General features: G+C 69.9%; 14 protein-coding genes. 6 read left to right on the top strand and 8 right to left on the bottom strand.

Annotated features, from left to right (window positions below; translation table 11 throughout):
• The first annotated feature begins 249 nt into the window (after nt 1–249).
• On the top strand, nt 250–840 hold the full coding sequence (locus PS271_RS02105; RefSeq protein ID WP_398379572.1) for a hypothetical protein: 591 nt from the start codon (nt 250–252) through the stop codon (nt 838–840).
• Nucleotides 841–973: 133 nt separating this feature from the next.
• On the opposite strand, the gene PS271_RS02100 is transcribed toward PS271_RS02105, so the two are convergent.
• A complete protein-coding gene (locus PS271_RS02100) occupies nt 974–1735 on the bottom strand; it encodes a GNAT family N-acetyltransferase (protein ID WP_398379571.1) in 762 nt (253 codons plus the stop codon).
• A 537-nt stretch (nt 1736–2272) separates the two neighbouring features.
• Here PS271_RS02100 and PS271_RS02095 point away from each other — a divergent pair.
• Together PS271_RS02095 and PS271_RS02090 are read left to right on the top strand one after the other, a co-directional pair.
• Entirely contained in the window at nt 2273–2887 is a 615-nt protein-coding gene (locus PS271_RS02095) for a cytochrome P450 (RefSeq protein ID WP_398379569.1), read from the top strand.
• Nucleotides 2830–3408, top strand: coding sequence for a cytochrome P450 (locus PS271_RS02090; protein ID WP_398379567.1), 579 nt, complete (start codon nt 2830–2832; stop codon nt 3406–3408). Before PS271_RS02095 ends, PS271_RS02090 begins: the two co-directional genes overlap by 58 nt.
• A gap of 342 nt (nt 3409–3750) precedes the next feature.
• Here the strand turns inward: PS271_RS02090 and PS271_RS02085 are convergent, their stop codons facing one another.
• Nucleotides 3751–4218 carry a hypothetical protein gene (locus PS271_RS02085; protein ID WP_398379566.1) on the bottom strand — a complete coding sequence of 156 codons (468 nt, stop codon included), beginning with the start codon at nt 4216–4218 and terminating at the stop codon, nt 3751–3753.
• 1611 nt (nt 4219–5829) lie between these two features.
• On the opposite strand from PS271_RS02085, the gene PS271_RS02080 reads away from it, so the two are divergent.
• On the top strand, nt 5830–6384 hold the full coding sequence (locus tag PS271_RS02080; RefSeq protein WP_398379564.1) for an RICIN domain-containing protein: 555 nt from the start codon (nt 5830–5832) through the stop codon (nt 6382–6384).
• Between the two features lie 330 nt (nt 6385–6714).
• Here the strand turns inward: PS271_RS02080 and PS271_RS02075 are convergent, their stop codons facing one another.
• Nucleotides 6715–10578: an nSTAND1 domain-containing NTPase gene (locus PS271_RS02075; protein WP_398379561.1), complete on the bottom strand. Its 3864-nt coding sequence runs from the start codon at nt 10576–10578 to the stop codon at nt 6715–6717.
• A 926-nt stretch (nt 10579–11504) separates the two neighbouring features.
• On the opposite strand from PS271_RS02075, the gene PS271_RS02070 reads away from it, so the two are divergent.
• On the top strand, nt 11505–11984 hold the full coding sequence (locus PS271_RS02070; RefSeq protein ID WP_398379559.1) for a hypothetical protein: 480 nt from the start codon (nt 11505–11507) through the stop codon (nt 11982–11984).
• Nucleotides 11985–12044: 60 nt separating this feature from the next.
• Here PS271_RS02070 and PS271_RS02065 read toward each other — a convergent pair whose 3' ends face one another.
• On the bottom strand, nt 12045–12317 hold the full coding sequence (locus PS271_RS02065) for a hypothetical protein (protein ID WP_398379557.1): 273 nt from the start codon (nt 12315–12317) through the stop codon (nt 12045–12047).
• Nucleotides 12318–12378: 61 nt separating this feature from the next.
• On the opposite strand from PS271_RS02065, the gene PS271_RS02060 reads away from it, so the two are divergent.
• Nucleotides 12379–12717 carry a hypothetical protein gene (locus tag PS271_RS02060; protein ID WP_398379556.1) on the top strand — a complete coding sequence of 113 codons (339 nt, stop codon included), beginning with the start codon at nt 12379–12381 and terminating at the stop codon, nt 12715–12717.
• Between the two features lie 357 nt (nt 12718–13074).
• Here PS271_RS02060 and PS271_RS02055 read toward each other — a convergent pair whose 3' ends face one another.
• From PS271_RS02055 to PS271_RS02040, 4 genes are read right to left on the bottom strand one after another with little or no spacing between them, the layout of a single operon-like run.
• A complete protein-coding gene (locus tag PS271_RS02055) occupies nt 13075–14334 on the bottom strand; it encodes a cytochrome P450 (RefSeq protein WP_398379554.1) in 1260 nt (419 codons plus the stop codon).
• Complete coding sequence (locus PS271_RS02050; protein ID WP_495656744.1) at nt 14331–18194, bottom strand: type I polyketide synthase; 3864 nt, start codon at nt 18192–18194, stop codon at nt 14331–14333. Before PS271_RS02050 ends, PS271_RS02055 begins: the two co-directional genes overlap by 4 nt.
• Before the next feature lie 46 nt (nt 18195–18240).
• Nucleotides 18241–23835, bottom strand: coding sequence for a type I polyketide synthase (locus PS271_RS02045; protein ID WP_398379552.1), 5595 nt, complete (start codon nt 23833–23835; stop codon nt 18241–18243).
• 27 nt (nt 23836–23862) lie between these two features.
• Nucleotides 23863–25125 (bottom strand): cytochrome P450, encoded by a 1263-nt coding sequence (locus tag PS271_RS02040; protein ID WP_398379550.1) that lies wholly within the window; start codon nt 25123–25125, stop codon nt 23863–23865.
• Nucleotides 25126–25128 lie beyond the last annotated feature (3 nt).

Here is a 25128-nt window from a genome sequence, read left to right as displayed (position 1 = left end):
CGGGACCGGACACTGATCAGCGGAGCAAACGCTCAGTTAAGGGAACGCCGACGGCCTGGCGGTTCGGCTCACCGGCTTCCGCCGGAACCCCTCTGACCCGCGGAAACACGCGGTGGACGGGCTTCTTTTCCGTCTCTGGGGTCACCCGTTCGGGTCAGCCGGGCGGGCCCGGCCCACCCGGTGCCCCCACCGTGGGAAACGCTGACGTCGCTGACATCGGCTTTGACGCGGCAGGGAAGGAGGCCCGGAGTGGAGTACGCCGTACCCACCGCAGGACTCATCATCGCCGCAGTGCTGCTGCTGATCGGCATCCTGCAGGTGAACGACCTGTCCGCGCGCGACGTGAAGATCACCATTACCGGCAAGGTGGGGGCGATCCAGAGGGTGGCGCTCGTGAGCGCGAGTGTCCTCTTCTTCGTGCTGTCCATCGTGTTCTTCGTGCTGCTGACGCAGAAGGGATCGAACGAACACCCCACCACGCCCCCTTCTGCGTCGAGTGCCCCACCCGCCGGCCCCACGGGCTCGGAAGCGGTGACCATCAATGTCTCCAGCACGCTCACCGGCTGGCCCCCCGAGCAGAAAGTGACGGAGGAGAAGGACGTCGTCGACTGCGGGGAGGGTCAGCTGCAGCTCGACATGAAGGAAGGCAGCGAAGACGCGAATGGCGCCATGCACTTCGGGTCCGCCGGTGACAAGAACTGCACCGTCACTGTGGACACCCAGGCCGGCGACGGCCCGCACCACTATTCAGGGGACATGACCATCACCGTCGACGACGGTCTCCGGTACACGGTGCAGGTGAACGACCAGGAAGGAGTCGAACTCAAGCCCGCGTCCTAGCGTTGCCCCCATCAGCCCCGAACCAGCCCCGAACCAGCCCCGCGTCAGGGGCCTGCGGCATCGTCGGCGTACCGACGGCTTGGCATGACCCGCAGCGTGGAGTCCGGGGCGGCCGGTGGCCGCCGGGCCGGTATCAGTGGGTGCTGATCCTCGCGGCCACGCAGGGGTCCTCGTTGCGGTAGCCGAGGCGGGTGTAGAGCCGGTCCGCAGGGGTGTTGTCGGCAAGCTGCCACAGCGTGCAGCAGCCGTAGCGGCGGACGGCGTACCGGGTCAGCCACGAGGTGAGTGCCGCGCCGAGCCCCTGGCCGCGCAGGGCCGCGTCGGTCGCGACGGACGCCATCAGCGGCGCGCCACTGTCCCTCAGACTGCTCATGGCGCCGCACGCCACCAGCCGCCCGTCCGCGTCACGGATCCCCGCCCAGAAGCTGACGTCCGAAGAGCCGGGGCCGGTCGAGTGGGCCGGGCTGTGCTCGCCGAGGAAGGCGAGCAGTTCGCCGTGGTGCGCCTCGTCCAGCTCGGTCACCCGCTCCTCCGCCGGGTGGAGCGGCGGCTCGTCGAGCGTCCAACGGAAGACCCAGGCGACCGGGTCGGTCACCGCGAGATGGCGGGCGAGCAGCACGTCGGTTCCCCGGGGCCCGGTGAACTCTCTTATGATTCCGGGGAGTTGGTGGGCCGCGCGGAGGGTGAGACCGGCTGCGGCGGTCGGTTCGCCGACGCTCCACAGGTGGCCGCGCGGCTCGTCGAGCCAGGCCACCGCACCGTCGCCGGACCAGCTGATCCGGTCGGCCGGGCGTGGCCGCGCGGCGCCGAAGCGCAGCAGGGCCGAGCCGGTCTGAAGTTCCAGGCCCTGGGTGAACAGGTCCGCGGTTCGGGGAGGAAGGGTCGTCGCCTGCATCGTTCTGTGGGGAAGGGTTCCTCTGTGGAGGAGGGCGGGAGGGCGTGCGGACGGACCGGATCTGCGGAGAGCAGGCCGGAACGGTGGTTCGGGGATGGGAGATGTGGGGAATTCGGCCGGCCGCCGCGCACGTGGCGGAGCACCTGGCGAACCGGAGGACCCACTGTCGCACACCGCCCCCGACCCGGTGCAAATCCGCACCCGGGCGGCCCGCCCGGCCTTGGTCCGGCGCCGCCAGGAGCGGCCCGGCCATGCTCCCGGACGAGTTGCTCCGAAGGGGATGGCGGTCCTCCGGGGCCGGGCCGCCGGGCTGTGGACACTGGGGTTACCTGACGTTCGTGTTCGACGAAGTGGAGTAGAGCCAGGGCCCCGGCGCCGGGGCCGACGGCTTCCCGTTCGTCAGCGTCGCCGTCCGCCTCACCCGTACTCTCCCGAAGCTCGCCACCCCGGCTCAGTGCGCATCCTCGATGCCGTCACCGGCACCCCGGCCGCCACCGGTCCGCCGGGCATCCCCGCTATCGACTGGTGGTGGTCACTATGAAATCCCAGGCCGCCCCGGCAGCACCGGGTGCCGTCCCTCTCCTCGGGCAGACCCCTCGCCTGCTGCACAATCAGCTGGAGTGGCTGCGCAGCTGCACCGGCGCCGGACCGGTCCTGCGCGTCCGGCCGGCCACCCGTTCCGCGTGCCTGGTCCGCAGTCCCGGCCTGGTCCACGACCTGCTGGTCTCGCAAGCCGGCTGCTTCGACAAAGGCGGGCCCGTCATCGGCAGCCTGCGCGCCGTCGTCGGCAATGGCCTGGTCTCCTCGGCCGGCGACACCCATCGCGCCCAACGCCGCCTGATGCAGCCGGCCTTCACCACCACTGGCATCGCCGCCTGCACCACGGTCCTCCAGCAGGAAAGCTCAGCCCTGTCGGCCTCCTGGCGCCCGCACATGGAAGTCGACACCCTGGACGGGATGGCCGCCTTGAGCAGCCGCACGCTGTTGCGGATCCTTCAGCCCGCCCTCGGCGGCACCGAGTCCCGCAGCGTCCCGACCAGATCCACACCCTCATTCACGGCACCCTCCGCCGCGCTGTCGCGCTCTGGCCCTGGATGCACCTGCTGCCCGTCCCGCCCCACAAGCGTTTTCACCGTGCACGCGGCCAAGTAGAGGCCCTGGCCGAACGGGTACTGACCACGGCCCGCGCGCAGGAGCACCCCGCCAGGCTTCTGTCCCATCTGGCCGGCACCGAGCCGGGCAGGCAGCCCCTCACCGACCGCGAGCTGCTCGATCAGATCGTCACCTTGTTCCTGGGCGGTATCGAAGCCCCGGCCACCGCACTGACCTGGCTGCTGCACGTCCTCAGCTGGCACCCTCAGGCCGAAGAGCGCGTGCGTGAAGAGCTCGACCGCGTACTCGGCGGCCGTCTCGCCGGCCCCCAGGACCTGGCCCGCCTGACCTACCCCCACAACGTCATCCGCCACCGCCGGTGCATCGGCGAAAGCCTCGCACTGGACCGGCTAGTTATCGTCCTCAGTGCGATCGTTCCCCATTTGCATCCTGCGCCCCACCCCGTCGGCCGGGTGAGGCCACGGGGCGGGCTCGCCGTAAAACCTGCCGGGGGACGCCTGATCACCGAGCCGCTGTCATCGCCCCCAGTTGCATGCTCCTCGTTGCCTGCCTGCGCCTAGGGCGTGTCCGCAAAGTCAGAGTGTGAGCCATAGCCCTCGCCTTCCACCACGCCGTCCGCGGTGAAAACCAGGACCTGGCCGCCGCCGTCGATCGGCTGCGCACGCTCGCTACCACCAACGACTTCGCCCACTTCATGGCCGCCCTGCCACTGCCTAGGCCGTCCGCCACCCGCTGGGCCACGAGCGAAAAAATGACGTCCGTTCCGCATGGCGCGACCCGGTCCAAGCTCAAGAGGCACCCCACACCTGCTCACCGAAAGCTGATGAGGGTCGCGAGGTTGCCGCCCCGCCCGTCTGTACCCTCAGCACTTCGACGCGGCCTCCAACCGATGCGATGACTACTTACGGCTTTGCACAGATCTTCCCGTATCCGGTCTGGGCGCATGCGTAGAGGTCGACGTAGTCGGGCCAAAACCACATAGTCGTCCAGTCAACCCCTGTACCAGCCGAGACAAATTTCCTGCCTAGGTTCGTCCCCGACTTCCCTTCAATGTCATTTAAGCGCTCTATCCAGATTTTGACATCGCTGCGTGTGGTCACCCGTGCCCAGGCATACCAGTACGCTCCCTTCTTCCCCGACCTGAGCTGCAGGGTTACATCACCCTTGGAGGTAACCCCATCGGTGTCCGTCTTGTCCCAGTTGACGTTGTTGGGATCTCGGCCATCACAGCCATAGTCTTCGCAGCCACGGAGTGGCTCTGCTGTACGCCCGACCGCATGCCCCGGGCCGGCCGAGAGGCCGGCGATCAGCAGCGCACTGCTGAGCACCGCCACAATGGAATTCCTGTGGAACCTCATTCGCTTCGCCATTTACCTCACCCCTCACCTAGCCAAGCCTGCGGAAGATGACGACTTGGCCCTTGGAAGCTGAAAACGCAATGACGCGTCTTCGACGGGACGCCGCCCGGCGGGCGCTTAGGCTTCTGTGGTGCATAGGGCTGTCCATCCGGGTGCCCGGCAGCCAACGGCGACAGCGCTGATCCGAGCACCCATCACAGGCGTGATCCTCAAGTCGAGGTCGCCCAGCGGGTGCCCGTAATCATCGCCGACCCGGCTGAGGATCCGCCAAGACCAGGATTTCCCTGCCTGCTCTATCGGAAGGAAATCAGAGGTCTATCGCCGAACTCGGGAAGCACCGGGATACGGGAACCCCCTCCGGGGAGACGCTCACGTACGTGGGTATGAGGGCAGGTGCCGTGCTCGAGTTACGGCTTTGCGCAAATGACCCCATCGCCAGTGCTGGCGCATGCCTGAACCTGCGCATAGTCCGGCCAGAACCACATGGTCGTCCAATCAGTTCCCTCCTTAACCCACTTCTTCCCCAGGTAACGCTCATTCTTGTCTGCCGGAGTACCGGAACGATCTATCCATATGGATGCGCCGCCTCTCGTCGACACCCGAGCCCAGGCATACCAGTAGCCGTTCTTTTTTCCTGACCTGAGCTCCAGCGTCGTGTTACCACGACTGGAAGTTCTACCGTCAGTATCCGTCTTGTCCCAGCTCTCGCTGTTCGGGTCCCGACCGTCACAACCGTATTGCTGGCAGCTGCTCGCTTGAGCAGGACTGGCCGCCAAGCTGGCAACCAGCATTGCGCCGCCCATTACGACTGCAGCAGTCTTGGCCCGCACAGCCATCCTCTCGATCATTTCTCTCATCCTTTCTCGCATCCAATGCAGCGCGAGCCGCACAGGATCACCACCTAGAGCGCTGACAGGCCGACACCCAGCAGTTCAGCCCACCCATCACCGGGAGTCGATGGGTTTCCCGGTTTCCTGCGCCAACGGTGGCCAGGGAAACCTCCGCCGGCCTGCGGCGACGCCTGCGGGGAGTGCTCTCAGAGAACGGAGCCACCTTTGAGGCCGGTCAGGCACGCCAGAACGGCCTCCGAAGGCGTCGGCGCACCTTCTACCGCCCACGGGATGAGCACCGCCGGACACAGCAAACGTCGCCAAGCCCTCTCAGGTTTCTGTCGCTGCATTTAGGGGAGCGACCCGATGGAAAGTCGTGGTGGCGGATATGTGCGCTGATTTCCCGACCAGTGGCACACCGCGAGCGCGCCCTGCTTGCACACCTCAAACGACTGGGCCGGAGATGCACCCGGCCTAAATTTTCATTTTCAGAGAACAGCAGCTTATCGCTGGTTTCCCCCCGCCAGGACGATAAGGAAACTCAACGTCCCTTGCTGGACAAGCTCTGCCGCTGCTGTACTGCTTTCAGCCGAACGCGGGGGTGCACATCACTGGGCACCCCCGCGTCCGAGGGCGGGAAGTTCGCATCCGCAGCCTCCAGCGACACCCCGGCCGCGCGGGCGATGGAGCAGTCGAGCCGGATGATTATGACTGGCACTCCGAGGAATCCAGCGAAGCTGCCGCAAGGCCAATCCGTTCACCCACACTCACCAAGGTAGGAGCAGGTGTAGTCATGCAAAAACATTCGAGCATTGCAGCCCTGGCCGTCTTTACCGCAGCCGTCGCCCTGATTTCACCTGATGCGGCACAGGCAGATAACCTCTCAGCTTCCAGGGTAATAAACGCGAAAAGCCTCAAGTGCCTAGAGATTGAAAACTCAAGCACTCAAAACGGAGGTAAGGCTCAGCAGTGGGACTGCATGGGCCAATCAGGATCGTCCTGGTACAAGCACGATGTAGGGGGCGGCGTCTTTCAGATCCGAAACTCCAGAAGCGGTAAATGTCTTGAAATTGCAGACTCTCGCCAAGATGAAGGTGCACCCGCTCAGCAATGGAGCTGCAATCCGAACCTCGATACCCAGATGTGGTACATCTGGGATAAAACCTATCTCGTAAACTACAACAGCCACTACGTGCTCGAAATCCCACGAGGCAGCACGGACAACGGAGCAGACGCCAAGCAAGGGGGCTGGACTAAATCACAGGCTCAGCGTTGGGCTTGGAACACCTGGGCACTGAGTGAGGACGAGCAGAAGGACCCTAAAATCATTCCGCCCAGAACGCAGTGATCTAGGGAGGACACGGCATGGGCGTCGACCCCTCGTGCCGCGTACGACATCGGGTAAGCCGGACCGCCGCGCCACCACTGATGGTGATGGTGCGGCGAGCGAGGCAGCTTCGGCCCTCCCGGCGGTACGCCTCGGCCCTGAACTACCCGCCTCTCCCTTGCACTCACGCTCTGCTCACTGCTGAGCAGCCTTCGCGCCCAAGCCGACTTCTCGCATCTCGACATCAGGACTACGAGATGACGTCGGCCGAATCCGCGCGAGCTGTACGTGCCTTCGCCGCAGCTCTCACCGCACAGGAAACCATTTCGAGCCCGGCCCCGGGGGCCCGGATCAGTCGCAGGGGCTCTTCCCGGAAGAATTGCTGATTGTCCGATGCCAGTGGTGGTCGCGGCTTAGAGCACAGATACGCTTCCCGGCCGCTTCCGGGTCGAGTTCCCACAGGCGGATGGCCCGGTCGGTGTTCGTGGTAGCGAGGAGGTGCCCTGTGGGTGCGTAGGCCAGTCCAGAGACATAGCCGCCGGTTCCGGTGAGTGTGGCGACGGGCCGGTGGGTTTGTGCGTCCCACAGGCGGATGGTGCGGTCGTAGCCGGCTGTGGCCAGTGCGCGCCCGTCGGGCGCGTAGGCGAGCCGGCTCGTGGTGTCGGTGTGTCCGGTAAGCCTGGTGATGCGCCGATGGGTCTCGGTGTTCCATAGGGTGACATCACAACTGGTCGCGGCCAGTGTGCGGCTGTCAGGGCTGAAGGCGAGGGAGTAGGTCCGGCACATCTGGCCCTCGCGGGCCAGGACGGCGACGAGTTTGCGGGGGCGGAGGTCCCATAGGCGGACGGTCGTGTCGTGGCTGCCTGTGGCGAGGGTGTGGCCGTCCGGTGAGAAGGCTACGGAGCCGACGGCGTCGGGCTCGCCGTCGAGGACGGCAACCGGCCGGTGGGAGCGTGTGTCCCAAAGGCGTGTGCTGTGGTCGGTGCCGGCGGTCGCCAGGGTGAGGCCATCGGGGCTGAAAGCCGCTGCCCGGATACTCCCGTTGTGACCCCGGAGGGTGGTTTTCTCCGTGTGTGCTCGTGTGTCCCACAGGCGGGTGGTGCCGTCGTCGCTCGTGGTGGCAAGAGTGCGACCGTCAGGAGAGAAGACCACACTGGTGATGGCGTCCGTGTGGCCGGTGAGAGAGGCGACGAGACTGCGGTGAGCGAGGTCCCAGAGGAGCACGGAGCCGCTGGAGTCACCGGCGGCCAGGGTCTGCCCGTCCGGGGAGACGGCCACGGCCGTGGCGGACCCGCTGCTTCCGGTGAGCGTTCGCGTCTTTTCGAGCGTGGAGGCGTTCCACAGCTGGAGCGTGGGTGTCACGCCGCGTTGTCCGGTCTCCGAAGTGGTAACCAGGCTCTGCCCGTCCGGGCTGAAGGCCACGGCCGATATGAGTCCGGCGCCGGTCAAGGTACCGGTGGCCTCGTGCGTGGTGGTGTTCCACAGCCGCGCGGTGTCGTCGTTGAAGCTGGCGGTGGCGAGGGTGCGGCCGTCCGGCGAGAAGGCCACGGACCAGACAAGGTCGGCGTGGCCGGTGAACGTGGCTGTCGAACGGTAGGACTCCATGTCCCACAGCCGGGCGGTACGGTCCGAGCTCCCGGTTGCGAGGGTCCGCCCGTCGGGGGAGAAGGCCACGGCCATCACGGCATTGGTGTGGCCGCCCAAGGTGGCCTTCACCTGACGGGATCCGGCATCCCAGAGGCGGACCTTCTGGTCGCTGTACGCGGCAGCCAGGGTGCGGCCGTCGGGCGAGAACGTGACACGCCGGACAGAACTGCTGCCCTCGGCCAGGAGCGCGGTCTGGCGCCGCGTGGCGACGTCCCACAGGCGCACGGTACCGTCATCGCTCGCTGTCGCCAGGGTGCGGCTGTCGGGGCTGAACGCTACGCCGTTGATGCCGCTGGAGTGGCCGGTGAGCGTGGCAACGAGCTGGTGGCCGGCCGCGTCCCACACCTTTGCCGTACGGTCCCGGCTCGCCGTGGCGACCATGCGGCCGTCAGGCGAGAAGACTACGTCAGCGACTCTGTCGGTGTGCCCCGCGAAGGTCGTGACGACTCCTCCCGAGGCCGTGTCCCAGAGCTTGGCCGTATGGTCGTCGCTCGCCGTGGCGACCATACGGCTGTCGGGGCTGAACCCGACCGCCCACATGTCATCCATGTGGGCGGTGAGCTGGTTGCCGGGGTACTGGGCATAGGTGCTGAGCAGACTGCTGCGGGCTTCGGTGGTGGGTGAGCGGCGGTACGCGCTCAGCGCAAGGAGCATGGCGGCCTCCGGCTGCTCGCGCATCATTCCGTCGGCGCGGGCGGCGAGTTCCCGGGATTGGGCGACGCGGCGTTGGTTGTCCGCCACGCGGCTTTGCTGGAAGGCCATGGTGCCGGCGACGAGCGAGAGGACGAGCAGGGACGCCAAACCGGCGGTCAGAGTGCGCAGGCGCCGCAGGCGCCTGCGTTCAAGCCGTCTCTGCGACGTCTCGAGATCGGCGCTCGCCTGAAGGAATGTGCGGGCTGTCGAAGTAAGACCTGCCTTGGCATGAGGGTTTTCGACGGCTTCGAGGGCGGCTGCGAGGCGCGGGCCGCGGTAGAGCAGGCTGGAGTCGCGCCCTTCTCTATCCCAGGTGGCGGCTGCGTCGGCCAGGGTTTGCAGAGTGTGCAGGAGGGCTCGGTCCTCGTCGATCCACTGGCGCAGCCGGGGCCAGGCGTCCAGCAGGACCTCGTGGGCTATCGCGACGTGTTCAGTGTCGATGGTGAGCAAGCGCGCCTGCGTGAAGGTTTCGATGACGAGGTCGGCGTCGTCTCGCTGGTCCGCGCAGGCGTCCAGGATCTCCGTCCGCCGGCCGGGCCTGCTGGTGTGTCTGCTCTCACCGACCTGGACGAGGTGCAATAGGACGCGTCGCGCAATGTGCTGCTGGTGTGGGGGAAGCGAGGCAAAGGCGCGTTCTGCGGTGGCGGCCACGGCGCCGGAGATTCCCCCGGTCAGCCGGTAGCCGTCGACGGTCAGGGTGCCGTTCTCGCGGTGCTGCCAGGTGCTCAGCAGGGCGTGGGACAGCAGTGGGAGCGCGCCGCCTAGTGTGTGGGCGGCGGCCGCATGGCCGTGCACGAGACCGATGTCACGCAGCAGGATTTCGACCAGCCCCGGTTCCAGCTCCAGGCCGGCCTGGCGTGCCGGCCCGGTGATGGCGTCACGCAATTGCGCGTCGCTCATCGGCCCCATTGTCACGTGGCCTCGTTGTATGGCCGCAGCCAGCCCCGGAAATCCCAGACAACGCTCGTAGAAGTCGGACCGGACCCCGAGAACGACGAGTGCCGACGGGACTGCCGTATGCGGCTCCCGCTGCCTCGTGAGCGCGAGGAGCGCCTCGACGAACGCCTCTTGCTCTTTCTGGTCGGAGCACAGCATGAAGGTTTCTTCAAACTGGTCCACCACGACGACCAGGGCGGCCTCATCGCTGATCGCGCCGGGCGCGTCCTCGCCGTTCCCGGCACCTGAGTCCGTGAGCACTCGCGCAGTGCCCACGGCGGCACTGACGGCGGCGGCGAGAGCATCCCCTCCCTCGCGTTCGGCCTTTGCCAGTAGCGTCCGGGACGCTCCGGTCACTGTGGCGATCCGGTCCAGGAGCTCCTCGAGAGGGCGTGTGCCCGGCGTGAGCAGGGCGACGGGCCATGACTGTGAGCCGGTCACAGGCAGCACGCCGCGCGCGAGGGCAGGCAACAAGCCTGCCCTCAGCAGCGATGACTTGCCCGCCCCCGACGGCGCCATGACCAAGAGGGGCCCTGGCACGCGCAGTCGCTCTGTCAGCTGTGACACCACATCCGTGACGGCTTTCTCCCGCCCGAAGAACCACTGTGCGTCCCGGACCCCGAACGGGGACAGCCCCGGATACGGACACCCCCTGTCATCCCTCGCCTTGCCCGCGGTATCGCGTCCCTCCGACGGAAGGGACCTCTCGAGTAGTCCGCCCGTGGCCAGCACCTCGTCACAGACCCGAGCCAGCTCATTCGTCAACGGCTTCTCACCGTTCTCGACCTTGCTCAGGTAGCCCTTGCTGTAGAACGCCCGGCGAGCCAGCCCGGCCAAGGGGATCCCTTGCTCGCGCCGCAGCCGACGCAGCAGTTCCCCGGGGCGTTCCGGAGCCGGGACTGCCGCTCCCGCAGGCTCAATGCCAGGATCATGACCCATGCTTCCCCACCTCTGGTCCTCCCCCTCGGCGCACGAACGGGCCGGTGCTGACTGTCCCCTCGACAACTCGTCACATCCGCACGAGCGTGCCCATTTCTACGCGGGATAATAGCTGTTCGCGATCAAGGAATCGCTCCTAGTAGCATGCCGACGCAGCTCATCTCCTGCACCCACGGACTGCAAGCTCGCCTCGACCACCTTGCAGGGTTCCCCTGGACAGGCAGCGAATTCACCGCCCCCGAAGGCCGGTCTTGATCGGCTCCTCACCATGACGACGGTCGCCCTGGTAGCGATCGCGATCACCGCGGCCGCCTTCGTGCGCTCGACCCGCGTCGGCGCACTGCGGTGCAGCGGTGCGCCGGCCGGACCCGAGACGGGCTCCGCACCGCCGTGGAGAACACAGCCAGAAGGCCCTGACCGAGCGGGGCGGGCGGCTCACCGGATCTCGCGCAGCACCTTCGAAGGTCACGTCGCGGAGAAGCACCTTCCTCCATGCGGCGGAGCACGGCTACTACCTCAAAGACGTCGTTCCATGTCGGCGGCCACATCGGCTTCCTCGTGTTCAAAGCCCTCTTCTTCAACGCCCTTCGAGATCCGGCAGGGCGACCGGAGACCTGAGGAGCTCACGATCGTCCTAGTCGACGTGAAGTACGGCTCCAGCACCCTCACCCGTGAGCAGTGCGTACTCCTCTCGGCCACGAACGCGGGCCGCGCGCCCACCACGGCGGCCACGGGACACCCAGGAGTGCCGGATCCTCTTCTCCAACTCCCCTAGCCCCTGTCCTGGTACCTGGGACGCCCTCAGTCACTTTCCGCCATATAGCGCCAGTCCACTGCACGAGCCTTGTGCGGTCTGTTCTCGGCCTCCTAAGGTCGCCGCGCCCCAACAGGAAACCGAGCACCTGACCATGATCAATGGAGGGCTTATGAGCAAGTACCTCAAGCGATCGGGCGTGTTGGCCGTGGCGTGCACCGCTGCGGTCACCATGGCGACCGCACCGGCGCACGCGTCCGACGACTGGACCCGGATACCGGACCGTACCGGTCTGCCGTATCACCAGGCGACGGGATGGATGGGCTATCCCGCCCCCGACACCGGCGAAGCCAACGGTTGGGGCCGCGTGGACTGGAACGGCACCACCGTGGAGGTACACGCGGGCGCCAAGCAACTGCAGGGAAGCGAGCACACTTGTGCGGTGACCCAGATCAAATACCAGGTAAAGATCAACGGCAGCTGGTCGTGGCACTACCGGTCACCCGCGGTGGACTGCAAGCCGGATGAATCGCAGGTCATTTCACCCTACTACCGGTCGAACTATCCCACGAAGGACCTGACCTTCCGGGTCTGCGTGGGTTCCCCGGACGGTTCAGTGAATGAAGCCCAATGCGCGCGCTGGTCCTGGTAGACCACAGTGAGCCTCCGCTAACGCTGGTCGTTGACGGCTGTCTGTGTCACAGATCGTCTGTCAGCGGTTGACTTCGAGGTTCGTCAAGGCGAGCGGGGCGGGCAGAAGGTGGGTGGCGCGGGCAGGGTCAGCGCGGAGTTTGGTGAAGGGCCACCAGTTCTTGAGGTGGGCGAAGCCGTGCTCGACCGGTGCGCGCCCGAGCGCGAGGATGCAGGCGAGGAAGTGCAGGCCGTGGCAAGGGTGTTTGCCGGAGTAGTCCCGCCGGTCGGCCTTCGTCCTCGATGCCGTACATCGAGATGGCCGGTTTGCCCATGGGGCATCGCGCCGGGTCACGCCGACCGCATGCTGGTGACTTCCCGTCGTTGTCAGTTCGCAGCCCTGCGAGACTGGCGCCATGGCGCATGATGACGCGGCCACCGTGAAGATGGCCGACCTCTTCGATCCGGAGCCGAAATCGTGGGGGCTGCGTGGCGACCCGCACGTCTGGCGGGCCCTTCGCGACCACCTGTCCGGTACCGACGTCCCGGTGACGGCGGACGAAGCGGTCGGCCTTGTGCAGGCAGCGTTCAGTGAACTTATGGGCCTTGACCTCGTCCGCGACCCGGCGTCATCCGCGTACCGGGAGCAATACGCTCACGGTGGCATGTCCAGCGGAATGGTCGCTCTCGACACGTGGCGAGAGCGATTGATGCCTTTGCTTGCGGAGCGCGCGAGAACGCTGTTGGGGCCCTGATCGCAGCCGGTTCGCGCACGTCGGCGGCCCAGTGGGGCTTTCACGTGGGCACCGCAAGCCGGGACGGCCGTGCCCGCGTCGGCCCTTGGAGCCAGGATGCCAGGGCTGGTACCACTCGTACGCAGATGCTGTCGCTGGCCACTGATCCCTACGGGAACGCATCCCGCGCGGTCGGAGGCGACCGGGACCGCCGTCAGACCGTCACCGGTAGAGCCGCCATTCCGGTCGTCCAGCTCCATCTGGCCGCCCGGGCTCACCACCTTGGTGACCCCGAGAAAGCACGGTGCCACTGCACCCGATCCAGCCGGCCTGCCACTACCCACCGGAAGCCGGCGAACCCCCGGTGGGTAGTGGTGGTCATTCCGGGCCGCCCTGCCAGGTCACGCGCATCGCCTCCGGGCCCCGGATGTGCGGCCGTACTCTCCACCTGATGTCGCGGACGGTCAGCTCCGGGGTCCTGGTGAGGAGCACCCGCAGGCCCTCCTGGAGGTCGATGCGTCCGAGCTGGGCGCCGACGCAGTAGTGCGCGCCATGGCCGAAGGTGAGGTGTCCGCCGGGTGGCCGGGTGAAGTCGATTGCGTCGGGGTCCTCGAACCGGGCCGGGTCGTGGTTGGCCGACTCGACGGCGACGGTCAGGGCTTCGCCCGCGCGCACCAGCGTGCCGCCGACGTTGACGTCCTCCCGCGCGTAGCGGACGAACAGGCCGGCGCCGGCGGAGGCGTTGTTGCGCAGCAGTTCCTCGACCGCCGCCGGCAGCTCGGCCGGATTCGCGCGCAGCCGGTTCCAGAGCGCACGGTCGCCCCGCGTGAGAACGTAGACGCAGTTCGGGATCTGGGTGATGATCGCCTCGAACCTGGCCAGCAGCATGCTGACGACCAGGTCGATCAGCTCGGTGTCGGTGAGCCGGTCCTCCTCGTCCCGGGCCTGGACCATCGCCGACATCAGGTCGTCGCGGGGGCGGGCCCGGCGCTCGGCGATGAGTCGCTCGGTGCAGGTGCGCAGGGCACCGAACCGTCGCATCATGTCCTCGGCGCCGACGGCGCTGCCGGGCATCAGCGCCGCGCTGGTCGATTCGAAGACCTCCCGGTCGGAGACCGGCACGCCGATCAGGTCGCAGATGGACAGCACGCTCATCCGCTGCGCGTAGTCCACCACGATGTCCATGCCCGGCCCGGCCTTCATCGCCGACGACAACAGATCGTCCGCCGTCGCGTGCACCGTCGGGCGCTGTGCTTCCATACGGGACTTGCTGAGGGCTTTCATCAACAGGGTGCGCAGCCGGGTGTGTTCGGGGGCGTCCATGGTGATCAGCCCGGCCAGGTCCGTCGCCTCCTCCTGGCGCGGGAAGTCCCGGCCGACCGACATCGCGCGGCTGAAGCGCGCGTCGCCCAGCACCAGCCGGGCGTCCGCGTAGCGGGTGACCAGCCAGGTGGGTTCACCGTAGGCGAGCCGTACCCGGAGCAGCCCCTTGCGCTGCCGCAGCTCCCGGAACCGCTCGTTGACCTCGATGCCGAGGCCGTCGTCGAAGGGGAAGTGTTCCAGTGCCTCTGCGGCGTCAGGAAGACCAGGAAGACCAGGAAGGCCAGGAAGATCAGGAAGGTCGGGAACGGTCGTCATACGGGCTGCACCTCCGTCAGCCAGTCGTGCAGGTTCGCTGAGATCAGGTCGGCGTGCTGGGACAGGATGGTGAAGTGATCGCCGGGCAGCCTGCGCACGCGGTGCGCCAGTTCGGCCGGGAACGGGTGGTCCTCCGGGCTGGTGGGCAGACCCGCGACGACCTCGCTGGCGAGCAGGTGCAGGACCGGCGCCTTCAGCGGGCCGGGCCGCCAGCCGCTGAAGATCCTGCTGTAGCCGCCCATCGCCGCGATCTGGCCGCTGGTGGTCACCGTCCGGTCCGGGCGGTCGAGCGACATGCCCATGAGGTCCCGTCGCCGGATCTGCTCGCGCATGAACTCGCTGCGGGTCTCGGTCTGGTCCATCTCCTCCTCCGGCAGGTACGAGTCCAGCAGCAGCAGTGCGGTGACGGGGACGCCGGTCTGCTCCAGGTGCGCGGCGAGGTCGTGTGCCGGCCAGCCGCCCGAGGAGTAGCCCGCGATGATCAACGGGGTGCCGGCCAGCTCACGGCGCAGCGGTTTCGCCAGCATCCGCATCAGGGCGGCACGGTCGGCGGGCAGCGGAGCCTCACCCGCGAATCCGGGTGACCACAGCGACCACACGTCGGACGCGGGGGCCAGCCCGGCGTGCAGGTAGGAGTAGGGCAGGTCCAGGTTGGGGAAGATCGGCGGGGTGAGGCCGACGATCGTGGGGCCGCCCGCGCCCGCTCCCACCTTGCGCAGTTCGGCGAGGTCACGCGGATCGTCCTGGTCGAACGTGTCGCGGGTCTCGGAGGCCGCGCGGGCCAGGCGGAGGGCGACGTTGATCCGGCCGGTGCGGATCGCCCGGATGTAGAACGAGGCCAGGCTGCCGTCGTTTTCGTCGGCGTTCTCGGGCGCCGGGTCCACCGGCTCGGTGCCGGATTCCGGGGCCTCGTTCCCGGACCGGGTGGTTCCCGCGATCTCGTCGAGCGTGCCCTCTTCGGCACGGACGGCCAGCTTTTCCAGTACGCGCTCGGTGAGATCGACGACCGTGGGGTAGTTCAGCACGTCGGCGAGTTCGATCTCCACGCCGGCATCGGTGGTGAGTTGATCGCGTAGGTCTTCGGCGCCCAGCGAGTCCATCCCGAGATCGCGGAACGTGTCCTCGGCGTCGACCTGGTCATCCGGCCCGTTGCCCAGTGCCCGGCCCAGGCACTCACGCACCAGCGTCTCGACGCGGCCGTTGCGCTCCTGCTCGGGCAGTGCCCACAGCAGAGCCGCGGGCGAGCGCCGGTCGGGCTCGCGACCGTGCCGGAGTCCGGCCGGTGCAGCAGGGCTGCCACCCGGGCCACGCGTCCCGGGGTCGTCGGAGATCAGCACCGGCATGGTCCACTCGCGCTCGATCCAGTACCGGCTGCGCTGGAATGCGTAGCCGGGCAACGGGACACGCCGCGCACCGGTGCCGGCCAGGACGGCACGCCAGTCCACCGCCGCGCCCATCACGTACGCGCGGCCCAGCGCGCGCACGACCGCCGCCGAACCGGTCACCGCGCTGTCCGTCTCCTCACTCTCCGTCTCCTCGCTCTCCGTCTCCTCCGGCACGGCCAGCATGGCGGGACCGTCGGACAGCTCGGCGGCCATGCCCGCGCTGTCCCCGCCGAACGCGAGCAGCAGCCGGTGACCGTCGGCCCGCAGCTCGCGGGCGGCCAAGCCGCGTTCGGCAGCCGGCACTGTGCGGTAGTCGTCCTCGGCCGGACGGTCCCGCAGCCAGCGGCCGGTGTCCCCGCACAGCACCGGCACACCGGGCGCGGGGGGCGGGACATCCGCGACGTCGGGTTCTACGCCCGCGGGGCGCCCGGCCGCGATCCGCAGCGCCGAGGACAGGGACAGCCATCCGACCGCCCAGGACGCGGCCAGCCGGCCGGATCCGTGTCCCGCCAACGCCGCCGGGCGCACCCCGGACGCGCACCACACGCGTGTCGCGCCGGTCAGCACGGCCAGCGTGGCCGGGGCCAGCACGTCCGGCCGGTCCAGCGGTGGTGCGTCCGGGTCACCGCGAAGCACGTCCGTCAGGGACCAGCCGGCCAGCCCGGCCAGCACTGCCTCACATGCGGAGAGGTGCTCGGCGAACGGCTCGGCTTCGGCGTACTGCGCGGCCACTGCGCGCACCACAGCCGGGGTGCACTCGTGCGGGTACAGGAACGCGGTGGTGCCGTTCCGCACAGCGGTGCCGGAGGCCACCACCGTGGCGCTCCCGGTGTCGTTCCGGCCCGTGCTCAGCGCGGTCAGGCCGGCGGCGAGATCGGCCGGGCGGGAGCCGAACACCACCGCGCGGTGCGGCAGGTGCGCCCGGGTGGTGGCCAGCGACCACGACAGGTCCAGCAGGTCCGGGCGCTCCCGGTCGAGGTGCTCGTGCAGCGCGGCCGCCTGGGCGGACAGCGCCTGTTCGGTCCTGCCCGACAGGGGCCAGGCCAGCAGGGGCGGGACGGCCCGGTCACCGGGCTCGGCGTCCGGGTCGGGCCCCGCCTCCTCCAGGATCACGTGCGCATTGGTGCCGCCGACTCCGAACGCGGACACGCCCGCCCGCCGGGGGCGCCCGTCGCGCGGCCACGGGACCGCGCTGGTGAGCAGTTCGACCCCGCCCTGCGCCCAGTCGACCCGGGGGGTGGCCGTGCCGGTGTGCAGGGTCCTGGGCAGCGTGCTGTGCCGCATGGCCAGCACCATCTTCACCACGCCGGCGACTCCGGCCGCGGCCTGGGTGTGGGCGAGGTTCGACTTCACCGCGCCGACCAGCAGCGGCGGCCGGTCGCCGCGGTGGCGGCCGTACCCGGCCAACAGCGCCTGCGCCTCGATGGGGTCGCCGAGCGCGGTGCCCGTGCCGTGCGCCTCCACCGCGTCGACGTCCGCGGGCGACAGGCGGGCCGAAGCGAGCGCGTCGGCGATCACCTGCTGCTGCGCGGTTCCGTTCGGGGCGGTCAGCCCGGAGGAGGTGCCGTCGGAGTTGATCGCCGTTCCGCGCAGCAGCGCGAGCACCGGGTGGTGGTTGCGTCGTGCGTCGGAAAGCTTCTCCAGCACCAGCATCCCGGCGCCCTCGCCCCACGCGGTGCCGTCGGCGGCCGCGGAGAAGGGCTTGCACCGCCCGTCCGGCGCCAGGGCGCGCTGCCGGGCGTAGTCGATGAACAGCAGCGGGCTGGACAGGACGGTCACCCCGCCCGCGAGCGCCAGGGAGCACTCGCCCGCGCGCAGCGACTGCACGGCCAGGTGGATCCCGACCAGGGACGAGGAACAGGCGGTGTCCACCGTGAGTACGGGCCCCTGCAAGCCGAACACATAGGCCAGCCGGCCGGAGGTCACGCTGCCCGCGTTGCCGATGGAGAGCTGGCCCAGCATGTCCTCGGGCATCTCGCGGACCGCCGTGGCGTAGTCCGCGTTGGACAGTCCGAGGAACACGCCGGTGCGGCTGCCGCGCAGCCCGGCCGGATCGATGCCGGCGGACTCCAGCGCCTGCCAGGTGACCTCCAGCGCGATCCGCTGCTGCGGGTCCATGCTGAGCGCCTCGCGCGGCGAAATGCCGAAGAACTCGGCATCGAAGTCGGCCGCGTCGTCGAGGAAGGCACCGTGCCGGACGTAGGAGCGGCCGGGCGTGCCCGGTTCCGGGTGGTAGATCTGGTCTTCGGTCCAGCCGCGGTCGGCCGGGAACCCGGTGATCACGTCCCGCTCCGCGGCGAGCAGTTCCCACAGCTCCTCCGGCGAGCCGACCCCACCGCCGAACCGGCAGCCCATGCCGACCACGGCCACCGGGTCGTCGGCGGGGTTCTCCAGCTCCCGCAACCGCTCCCGGGTGCGCTGGAGTTCCGCGGTGACCCGCTGGAAGTACTTGACGAGCTTCGGATCCTCGCCCACAGCTTTCGTTTCCTCTCCGGTCGGCCGGGCGGCCCCGGCTGCTGGTTCACGCATCGCCGAGTTCCCGGTCCACGAAGGCGTAGAGCTGGTCGATGGAGGCCGAGCTCAGCTCGTCCGCCCCGGGCTCCGGCTCGCCGTCCAGCGCGCGCAGCGCCGCCCGCAGCCGTCCGCGCAGCGCGTCGCGTTGCGCGTTCTCGCCGGCCAGCGCCTCCTCGACCGCCCGCGCGAGTCCGGAGAGCTGATCCGGGCCGCGCTCGGCAGGGCCGTCCGCCGGTTCCTCCGCGCCGGCGGCATCCGGCGCGACCTCCGTACCGAGGTGCGCCGCGAGGATGGCCGGGGTGGGGTGGTCGAACACCAAGGTGGCGGGCAGGGTCAGGCCCGTGGCGGCGTTGAGCCGGTTGCGCAGTTCAACCGAGCTCAGGGAGTCGAATCCGAGGTCTCCGAACGGACCGTCCGCGGGGACCCCGTCCGCGGACGGGTAGCCGAGTACGGCCGCGATCTGCCCGAGCACCAGGTTGAGGAGCTGCCGGTCCCGTTCGGTGGGGCTCAGCCTGCTCAGCCTGCGGGCCAGGTCCGCCGGGGACTCGGCGGGCGCGGCGGACCGCGCGGAGCGCCGGCGGCGGGCCGGGCGGACCAGATCGCGCAGCAGCGGCGGAATGCCCTCCTCTCCCAGACCGGCCACGGTGACCAGGTCCAGCCCGATGGGCACCAGGTGGACCCTGTCCGAGCCGGTCGCGGTGTCCCAGAGCGCCAGGCCCTGTGCGACGGTCAGCGCGCGGATCCCGGTGCGGTCCATGCGGGCCCGGTCCGCGGCGGCCAGCCCGCCGCCCATCCCGTCGGTCGTGCTGGCCCCGCTGTCCGGCGCCCACAGGCCCCAGCCCAGCGAGCGGGCCGGGAGCCCGGCGGCGGCCCGCTGGTTCATGAGCGCGTCCAGGAAGGCGTTCGCCGCGGCGTACGCCCCCTGGCCCGCGGTGCCGAACACGCCGGCGGCGGAGGAGAAACACGTGAACTCGACGAGATCGAGCTCCCGGGTCAGCTCATGCAGGTGCCAGGCTCCGTCGACCTTCGGAGCCAGCACGTGCTCCACTTGCTCATCGGTCAGCGACTCCACCAAGCCGTCGTCCAGCACGCCGGCCGCATGGACCACGGCGGTGAGCGGGTGTTCCGCGGGCACCCCGGCCAGCACCCGGGCCACGTCGTCGCGCCGGGCGACGTCGCCGCGCGCCAGCTCGGCGTGCGCGCCGAGCCGGCCGAGTTCGGCGACCAGTTCCGCGGCGCCGGGGCTCTCCGCGCCACGGCGCGAGAGGAGCAACAGCCTGCGGGCGCCGCGGCTCGCCAGGTGCCGGGCCAGCGTGCGGCCCAGCGCCCCGAGCCCACCGGTGATCAGCACGGTGCCGTCGGGATCGGGCGTGCGGGCGGCCGAGCCGCCGTCGCTCTCCGCCGGACCGCCGTCGCTCTCCGCCGGACCGTTGTCGCGGTGCAGCCGGGGCACCAGCAGCTCGCCCGCGCGCAGCGCCACCTGGGGCTCACGGGCCGCGGACGCGACGGCGACCGCGTCGCGCAACGCGGTGCCGGCCGGCTCGTCAACATCGACGTCGACCAGCAGGAGACGGCCCGGGTACTCGTTCTGTGCCGAGCGAGCCAGCCCGTAGGCCGCGGACAGTGCCAGGTCGGGTTCGTCGCCCGCACGCACGCCGAGCGCGCGTTCGGTACAGACCACCAGCTGCGAACCGGCGAACCGCTGGTCGGTGAGCCACACGCGCAGGTACCCGGTCAGCTCGGTGACCGCGGCGCGGACCCGTGCGGTGACGTCGTCCCCGGCGGGACGGTCCGGGCGCAGCACCACCACCGGCGGCACCGGGTCCTCCGCGTCCGCCAGCGACGCGAGGTCGAGCCGGCCGGTCCCGGGGTCGTGCCAGTCACCGGAATCGTCCACTGTGGACGGCCGGCGCACGGGCACCCAGTCCTGTGCGAGCAGTTCCGCGCCATCCTCGGCCGGTCCCAGCAGGTAGGACTCGTCGGCCGGCAGCGGCCGGAACACCAGGGAGTCCACGGTGGCCACGGTGGCACCGGTCTCGTCCGCCAGCGTGATCGCCACGTCACCGTTCCCGCCGGTGACGTGCACCCGCACCGTCGAGGCTCCGGCCCGGAACAGCGACAGCCCCGACCACGAGAACGGCATCGAGCCGTTGCCCTCGTCGATCCCGTCCAGCTGCGGGCCGAGGCCGACCGCGTGCAGTGCCGCGTCCAGCAGCGCCGGATGCAGGCTGTAGCGCTTCGCGTCGCCCGCCGCTTCGGCGGGCAGGGCGACCTCGGCGAACATCTCCGAGCTCCCGTCGGGGTGGTCGCGTTGCCAGAGGGTCCGCAGACCGCGGAACGCGCCCTCGTAGCTGAAGTGCCTGCCCTCGACCACCTCGTCGTAGACGTCCGCGACCGGGATCTCCCGCACGTCCCGCGGCGGCCAGTGCGCGAGGGTCGTGTCCGGCGTCGCGGTGCGGACACCCAGGTAGCCGAAGGCGTGTGACCGCCACGGGCCCGGCTCGGCCCGGCCCGCGCCCTCCGGCCGGGAGTACACCCGCACCGGGCGGCGGCCGGTCTCCTCGGTGTTGCCCACCACCACCTGCACCGAGACCCCGCCCTGCTCCGGCAGGACCAGCGGCGCCTCGACGGTCAGCTGTTCGAGCAGGTCGCAGCCGACCTGCTCGCCCGCGGCCAGCGCCAGTTCCACGAAGCCGGTGCCGGCCAGCAGGGGGATGTCGCGCACCCGGTGGCCCCCCAGCCAGGAGTGCGACTGGAGGGACAGCCTGCTGGTGAGCAGCGCGCCGTCGCCCTCGGCCGCGGGCAGCATGGCGCCCAGCAGCGGGTGGCCCACCGGGAGCAGCCCGGTGGAACGCAGGTTCAGCCCGTTCCCGTCCGGCACCAGCCAGTACCTCTCGTGCTGGAACGCGTAGGCGGGCAGGTCCGCCGTCCTGGCGGGCGCGGCGGGCAGCACGGCGGGCCAGTCCACCTCCACGCCTTGCGTGTGCAGCGCGCCGAGGGCGAGCAGTACGTCCTTGGTCTCGTCACGATCGGCCCCGCGAAGGGTGGGCACGACCGCCTCGTCCGGCCCGGCGTCCCGCCCGGCCAGCGCGGAAAGCACCGCGCCCGGCCCCAGTTCGAGCAGGACGCGTGCACCGGCCTCGCGTGCGGTGCGCAGGCCCTCGTGGAAGCGCACCGCCTGCCGGACGTGCGCGGTCCAGTACGCCGGCGAGCGCAACTGCTCCGCCGTGGCCGTCTCGCCGGTGAGGTTGGAGATCACCGGGATTTCCGGGTCGTGCGTCGTCAACCCGGCCAGAACCGTGCCGAACTCGGCCAGCATCGGCTCCATCAGCGGCGAGTGGAAGGCGTGGCTGACCCGCAGCCGCCGGGTCCGCCGTCCCCGGCCCGCCCAGTCGGCCTCCAGTTCCGTGATGTCTTCGTCCGCACCGGAGACGACCACCGTGTCCGAGGCGTTCACCGCCGCGACGGACACCCGCTGCGCGCGCTCCGCCAGCCAAGGGGCCAGGTCCTGCTCGGTGCCCTGTACGGACAGCATCGCGCCGCCCTCGGGCAGCGCGGCCATCAGGCGGCCTCTGGCGGCCACCAGCCGGACCGCGTCCGGCAGCGACCACACCCCGGCCACGTGCGCCGCGCTGATCTCGCCGATCGAATGTCCCAGCAGCAGGTCCGGGCGCACACCCCAGGAGTGCATGAGCCGGAACAGCGCGACCTCCACCGCGAACAGGGCGGCCTGGGCGTAGTCGGTGCGGTCGAGCAGGTCCGGTTCGCCGTCGAGCACGGTCCGCAGCGGAATCGCCAGCTCCCGGTCGAACAGCGCGCACACCTCGTCGAATGCCTCGGCGAACACCGGAAAGGAGGCGGCGAGCTGCCGCCCCATGCCGGGCCGCTGCGCGCCCTGGCCGGTGAACAGCACGCACACCCCGCCGCCGGCCGCGGCGCCCACCGCCACATCGGGGGCCGAGCCGGTGCCGAGGTGGCCGCGCAGCGCGGAGGTGAGGTCGGCCAGGTCCCGGCCGGGCACTGCCAGCCGGTGGCGGAAGTGGGTGCGGCGGGTGGCCAACGCGTGCGCCAGCCCCTCGGCGGAGGGAGCGTCGCCGGACTCGGCGAAGGCCAGCAGCCGGGCCGCCTGGGCGCGCAGTGCGTCCTCGGTCCGGCCCGACACCGTCCACACCAGACCGGCGGACGGCGCGCCGGGCTCCGGCGCCTCCGGCTCGACGTGCTGTTCCAGCACGACATGGGCGTTGGTGCCGCTGATCCCGAAGGAGGAGACGGCGGCGCGGCGCACTCGGCCGGTCTCCGGCCAGGGCACCGCGTCGGCGAGCACGCTGACCCCGTCCACTCCCCAGTCCACCTTCGGGGTGGGGCTGTCCACGTGCAGCGTCTTCGGCGCGAGACCGTGCCGCATCGCCATGATCATCTTGATGATGCCGGCCACTCCGGCCGCGGCCTGCGTATGCCCGATGTTGGACTTCAGCGAGCCCAGCAGCAGCGGCCGGCCGGGCGGCCGGCTCCGGCCGTAGGTCGCTACCAGCGCGGTGCCCTCCACCGGGTCGCCGAGCGGGGTGCCGGTGCCGTGCGCCTCGACCACGTCGACGTCCTGGGTGGACAGTCCGGCGTCGGCGAGCGCGGTACGGATCACCTCCTGCTGGGCGGTGCCGTTGGGTGCGGAGAGCCCGTTGCTGGTGCCGTCGGAGTTGACCGCCGAGCCGCGCAGCACGGCGAGCACCTGGTGGCCGTGCCGCCGCGCGTCGGACAGCCGCTCCAGTACCAGGAGGCCCGCCCCCTCGGCCCAGATCGAGCCGTTCGCCCCGGCCGCGAACGCCTTGATCCGGGCGTCCCGGGAGGTGACGCCCTGGCCGCAGAACTCGACGAACGTCTCCGGAGTGCTCAGCACCGTCACACCGCCCGCCAGCGCGATCGGGCACTCGCCGGCGCGCAGGGCCCGCATCGCGAGGTGGGTGGCGACCAGGGAGGACGAGCAGGCGGTGTCCACGGTGAGGGCCGGGCCGTGGAAGCCCAGGGCGTAGCTGATCCGGCCCGAGATCACGCTCATGGTGTTGCCGGTGATGCCGTACTGGGAGAACTGGTCGGTGCCTTGCCATAGCATCTCGTAGTCGTTGCTGGACGCGCCGACGAACACCCCGGCCCGCTCGCCCACCAGCGAGTCCGGCAGGATGCCCGCGGACTCCAAGGCCTCCCAGGCCAGCTCCAGCACCAACCGCTGCTGCGGGTCCATCACCAGCGCCTCGCGCGGGGAGATCCCGAAGAACGCGGGGTCGAAATCGCCCGCCCCGCTGAGGAAGCCGCCCTCGCGCACGTAGGAACGGCGCGCCTGCTGGGACTCCGGATCGGCGTCGTAGAGCTCCTCGATCGGCCAGTGCCGGTCCAGGGGGAAAGGCGAAATGGCGTCCGTGCCCGCAGCCACCAGGTCCCACAGCTGGGCGGGCGAGGCCACGTCGCCGGGCAGCCGGCACGACATGCCGACCACCGCGATCGGCTCGGCGGACCGCTCGGTCGCGTCGCGCAACTCCTCCCGGGTGCGTAACAGATCGGTGGTGACCCTTTTCAGATACTGCCGGAGCGTGCTGACTTCATCGGGCATGGACGACTCCCTGCGACGGGTGGGCGGTCAGAGGTGGAAGGTGATGCGTTCGGTGTCGAGGCCGCGGACGACCACGTGCCTGCGGTAGCTCAGGGAGTCTTCGTGCACGTGGAAGTCGCTCAGCCGGCGAGCCAGTTCACCGAACACGATCTCCGCCTCCAGCCGGGCCAGGCTGCTGCCGAGGCAGTAGTGCGCGCCGGCGCCGAAGGCGAGGTTCATCGCGGCCGGCTTCCGGTCCGCGATGAACTGACCCGCCCTCGGGTGCACCCGCTCGTCCCGGTTGCCGGACGCGAGGACCAGGGTGACCACCGAGCCCTCGGGGATGTCGAGGCCGTTGATCCGGTCGGAGCGCAGCGCGACACGGCCGGTCAGCATGATCGGGCAGTCGTAGCGCAGCGCCTCGCTGACCACGTCGCCGGCGATCGCCGGGTCCTGCCGGAGCAGCTGGAACTGCTCCGGGTGGCGCGACATCGCGAGCAGGCCGTTGGTGATCAGGTTCGTGGTGGACTCGTGGGCCGCGGTGAACACGGTCACCACGACGTTCGTCACCTCACGCCGACTCAGCCCGCGCCCGTTCTCCTGCGTGGAGAGCAGGCTGGAGATGAGGTCCTCGCCGGGGTTGCGGCGGCGCTTGTGGATGAGGTCCGCGAAATAGCCGTGCAGTTCGGTGGTGGTGCGGATGATGCGGACGAGTTCCTCGCGGTCGAACATCGCGGTGGAGTGGAAGCTGGCCACCAGCGTGGGCAGCTCCGTGGACAGCGCCATGTCGCTGGACCACTCCCGCAGCATCGGGATGTCCTCTCCCGGGATGCCCAGGAGAGTCGCGATGACCCGCAGCGAGAGCACCGCGGCCAGGTCCTGCACGCCGTCGAACTCGCCGCCGGCCAGGCAGTCGCGGAGCAGTTCGTCCACGATCTCGCGGATCCACGGCTCGAAGCGCGCGGTGATCCGTGGCGTGAACGCCTTGCTGACCAGGTTCCGCTGCCGCCCGTGCCCGGGATCGTCCATGAAGAAGATCGAGTTGAGCACCGGCTCGTCGCCGCGGTCGCCGAAGAGTTCCCGCATCCCCGGCGCGTTGAACGTGTCGCTGCCCATGGTCGTGTGGCTCTTGAGCACCGCCATACAGCTGGCGTGGTCGCTCAGCAGCAGGGAACCGTCCGACGTCCACATCGGACCCTGCTCTCGCCACCGCTCGAACAAGGGGTACGGGTTCGCGAGCACCTCCCGGTCGAGCAGGGCGTGCAGCGGGTTGTCGAGCGCGGTGGCCGGTGGGCGGCTCGGCACTGACATGGG

The organism is Streptomyces sp. SCA2-17 (assembly GCF_044336695.1).
This window is presented reverse-complemented; position numbering and strand designations above follow the sequence as displayed.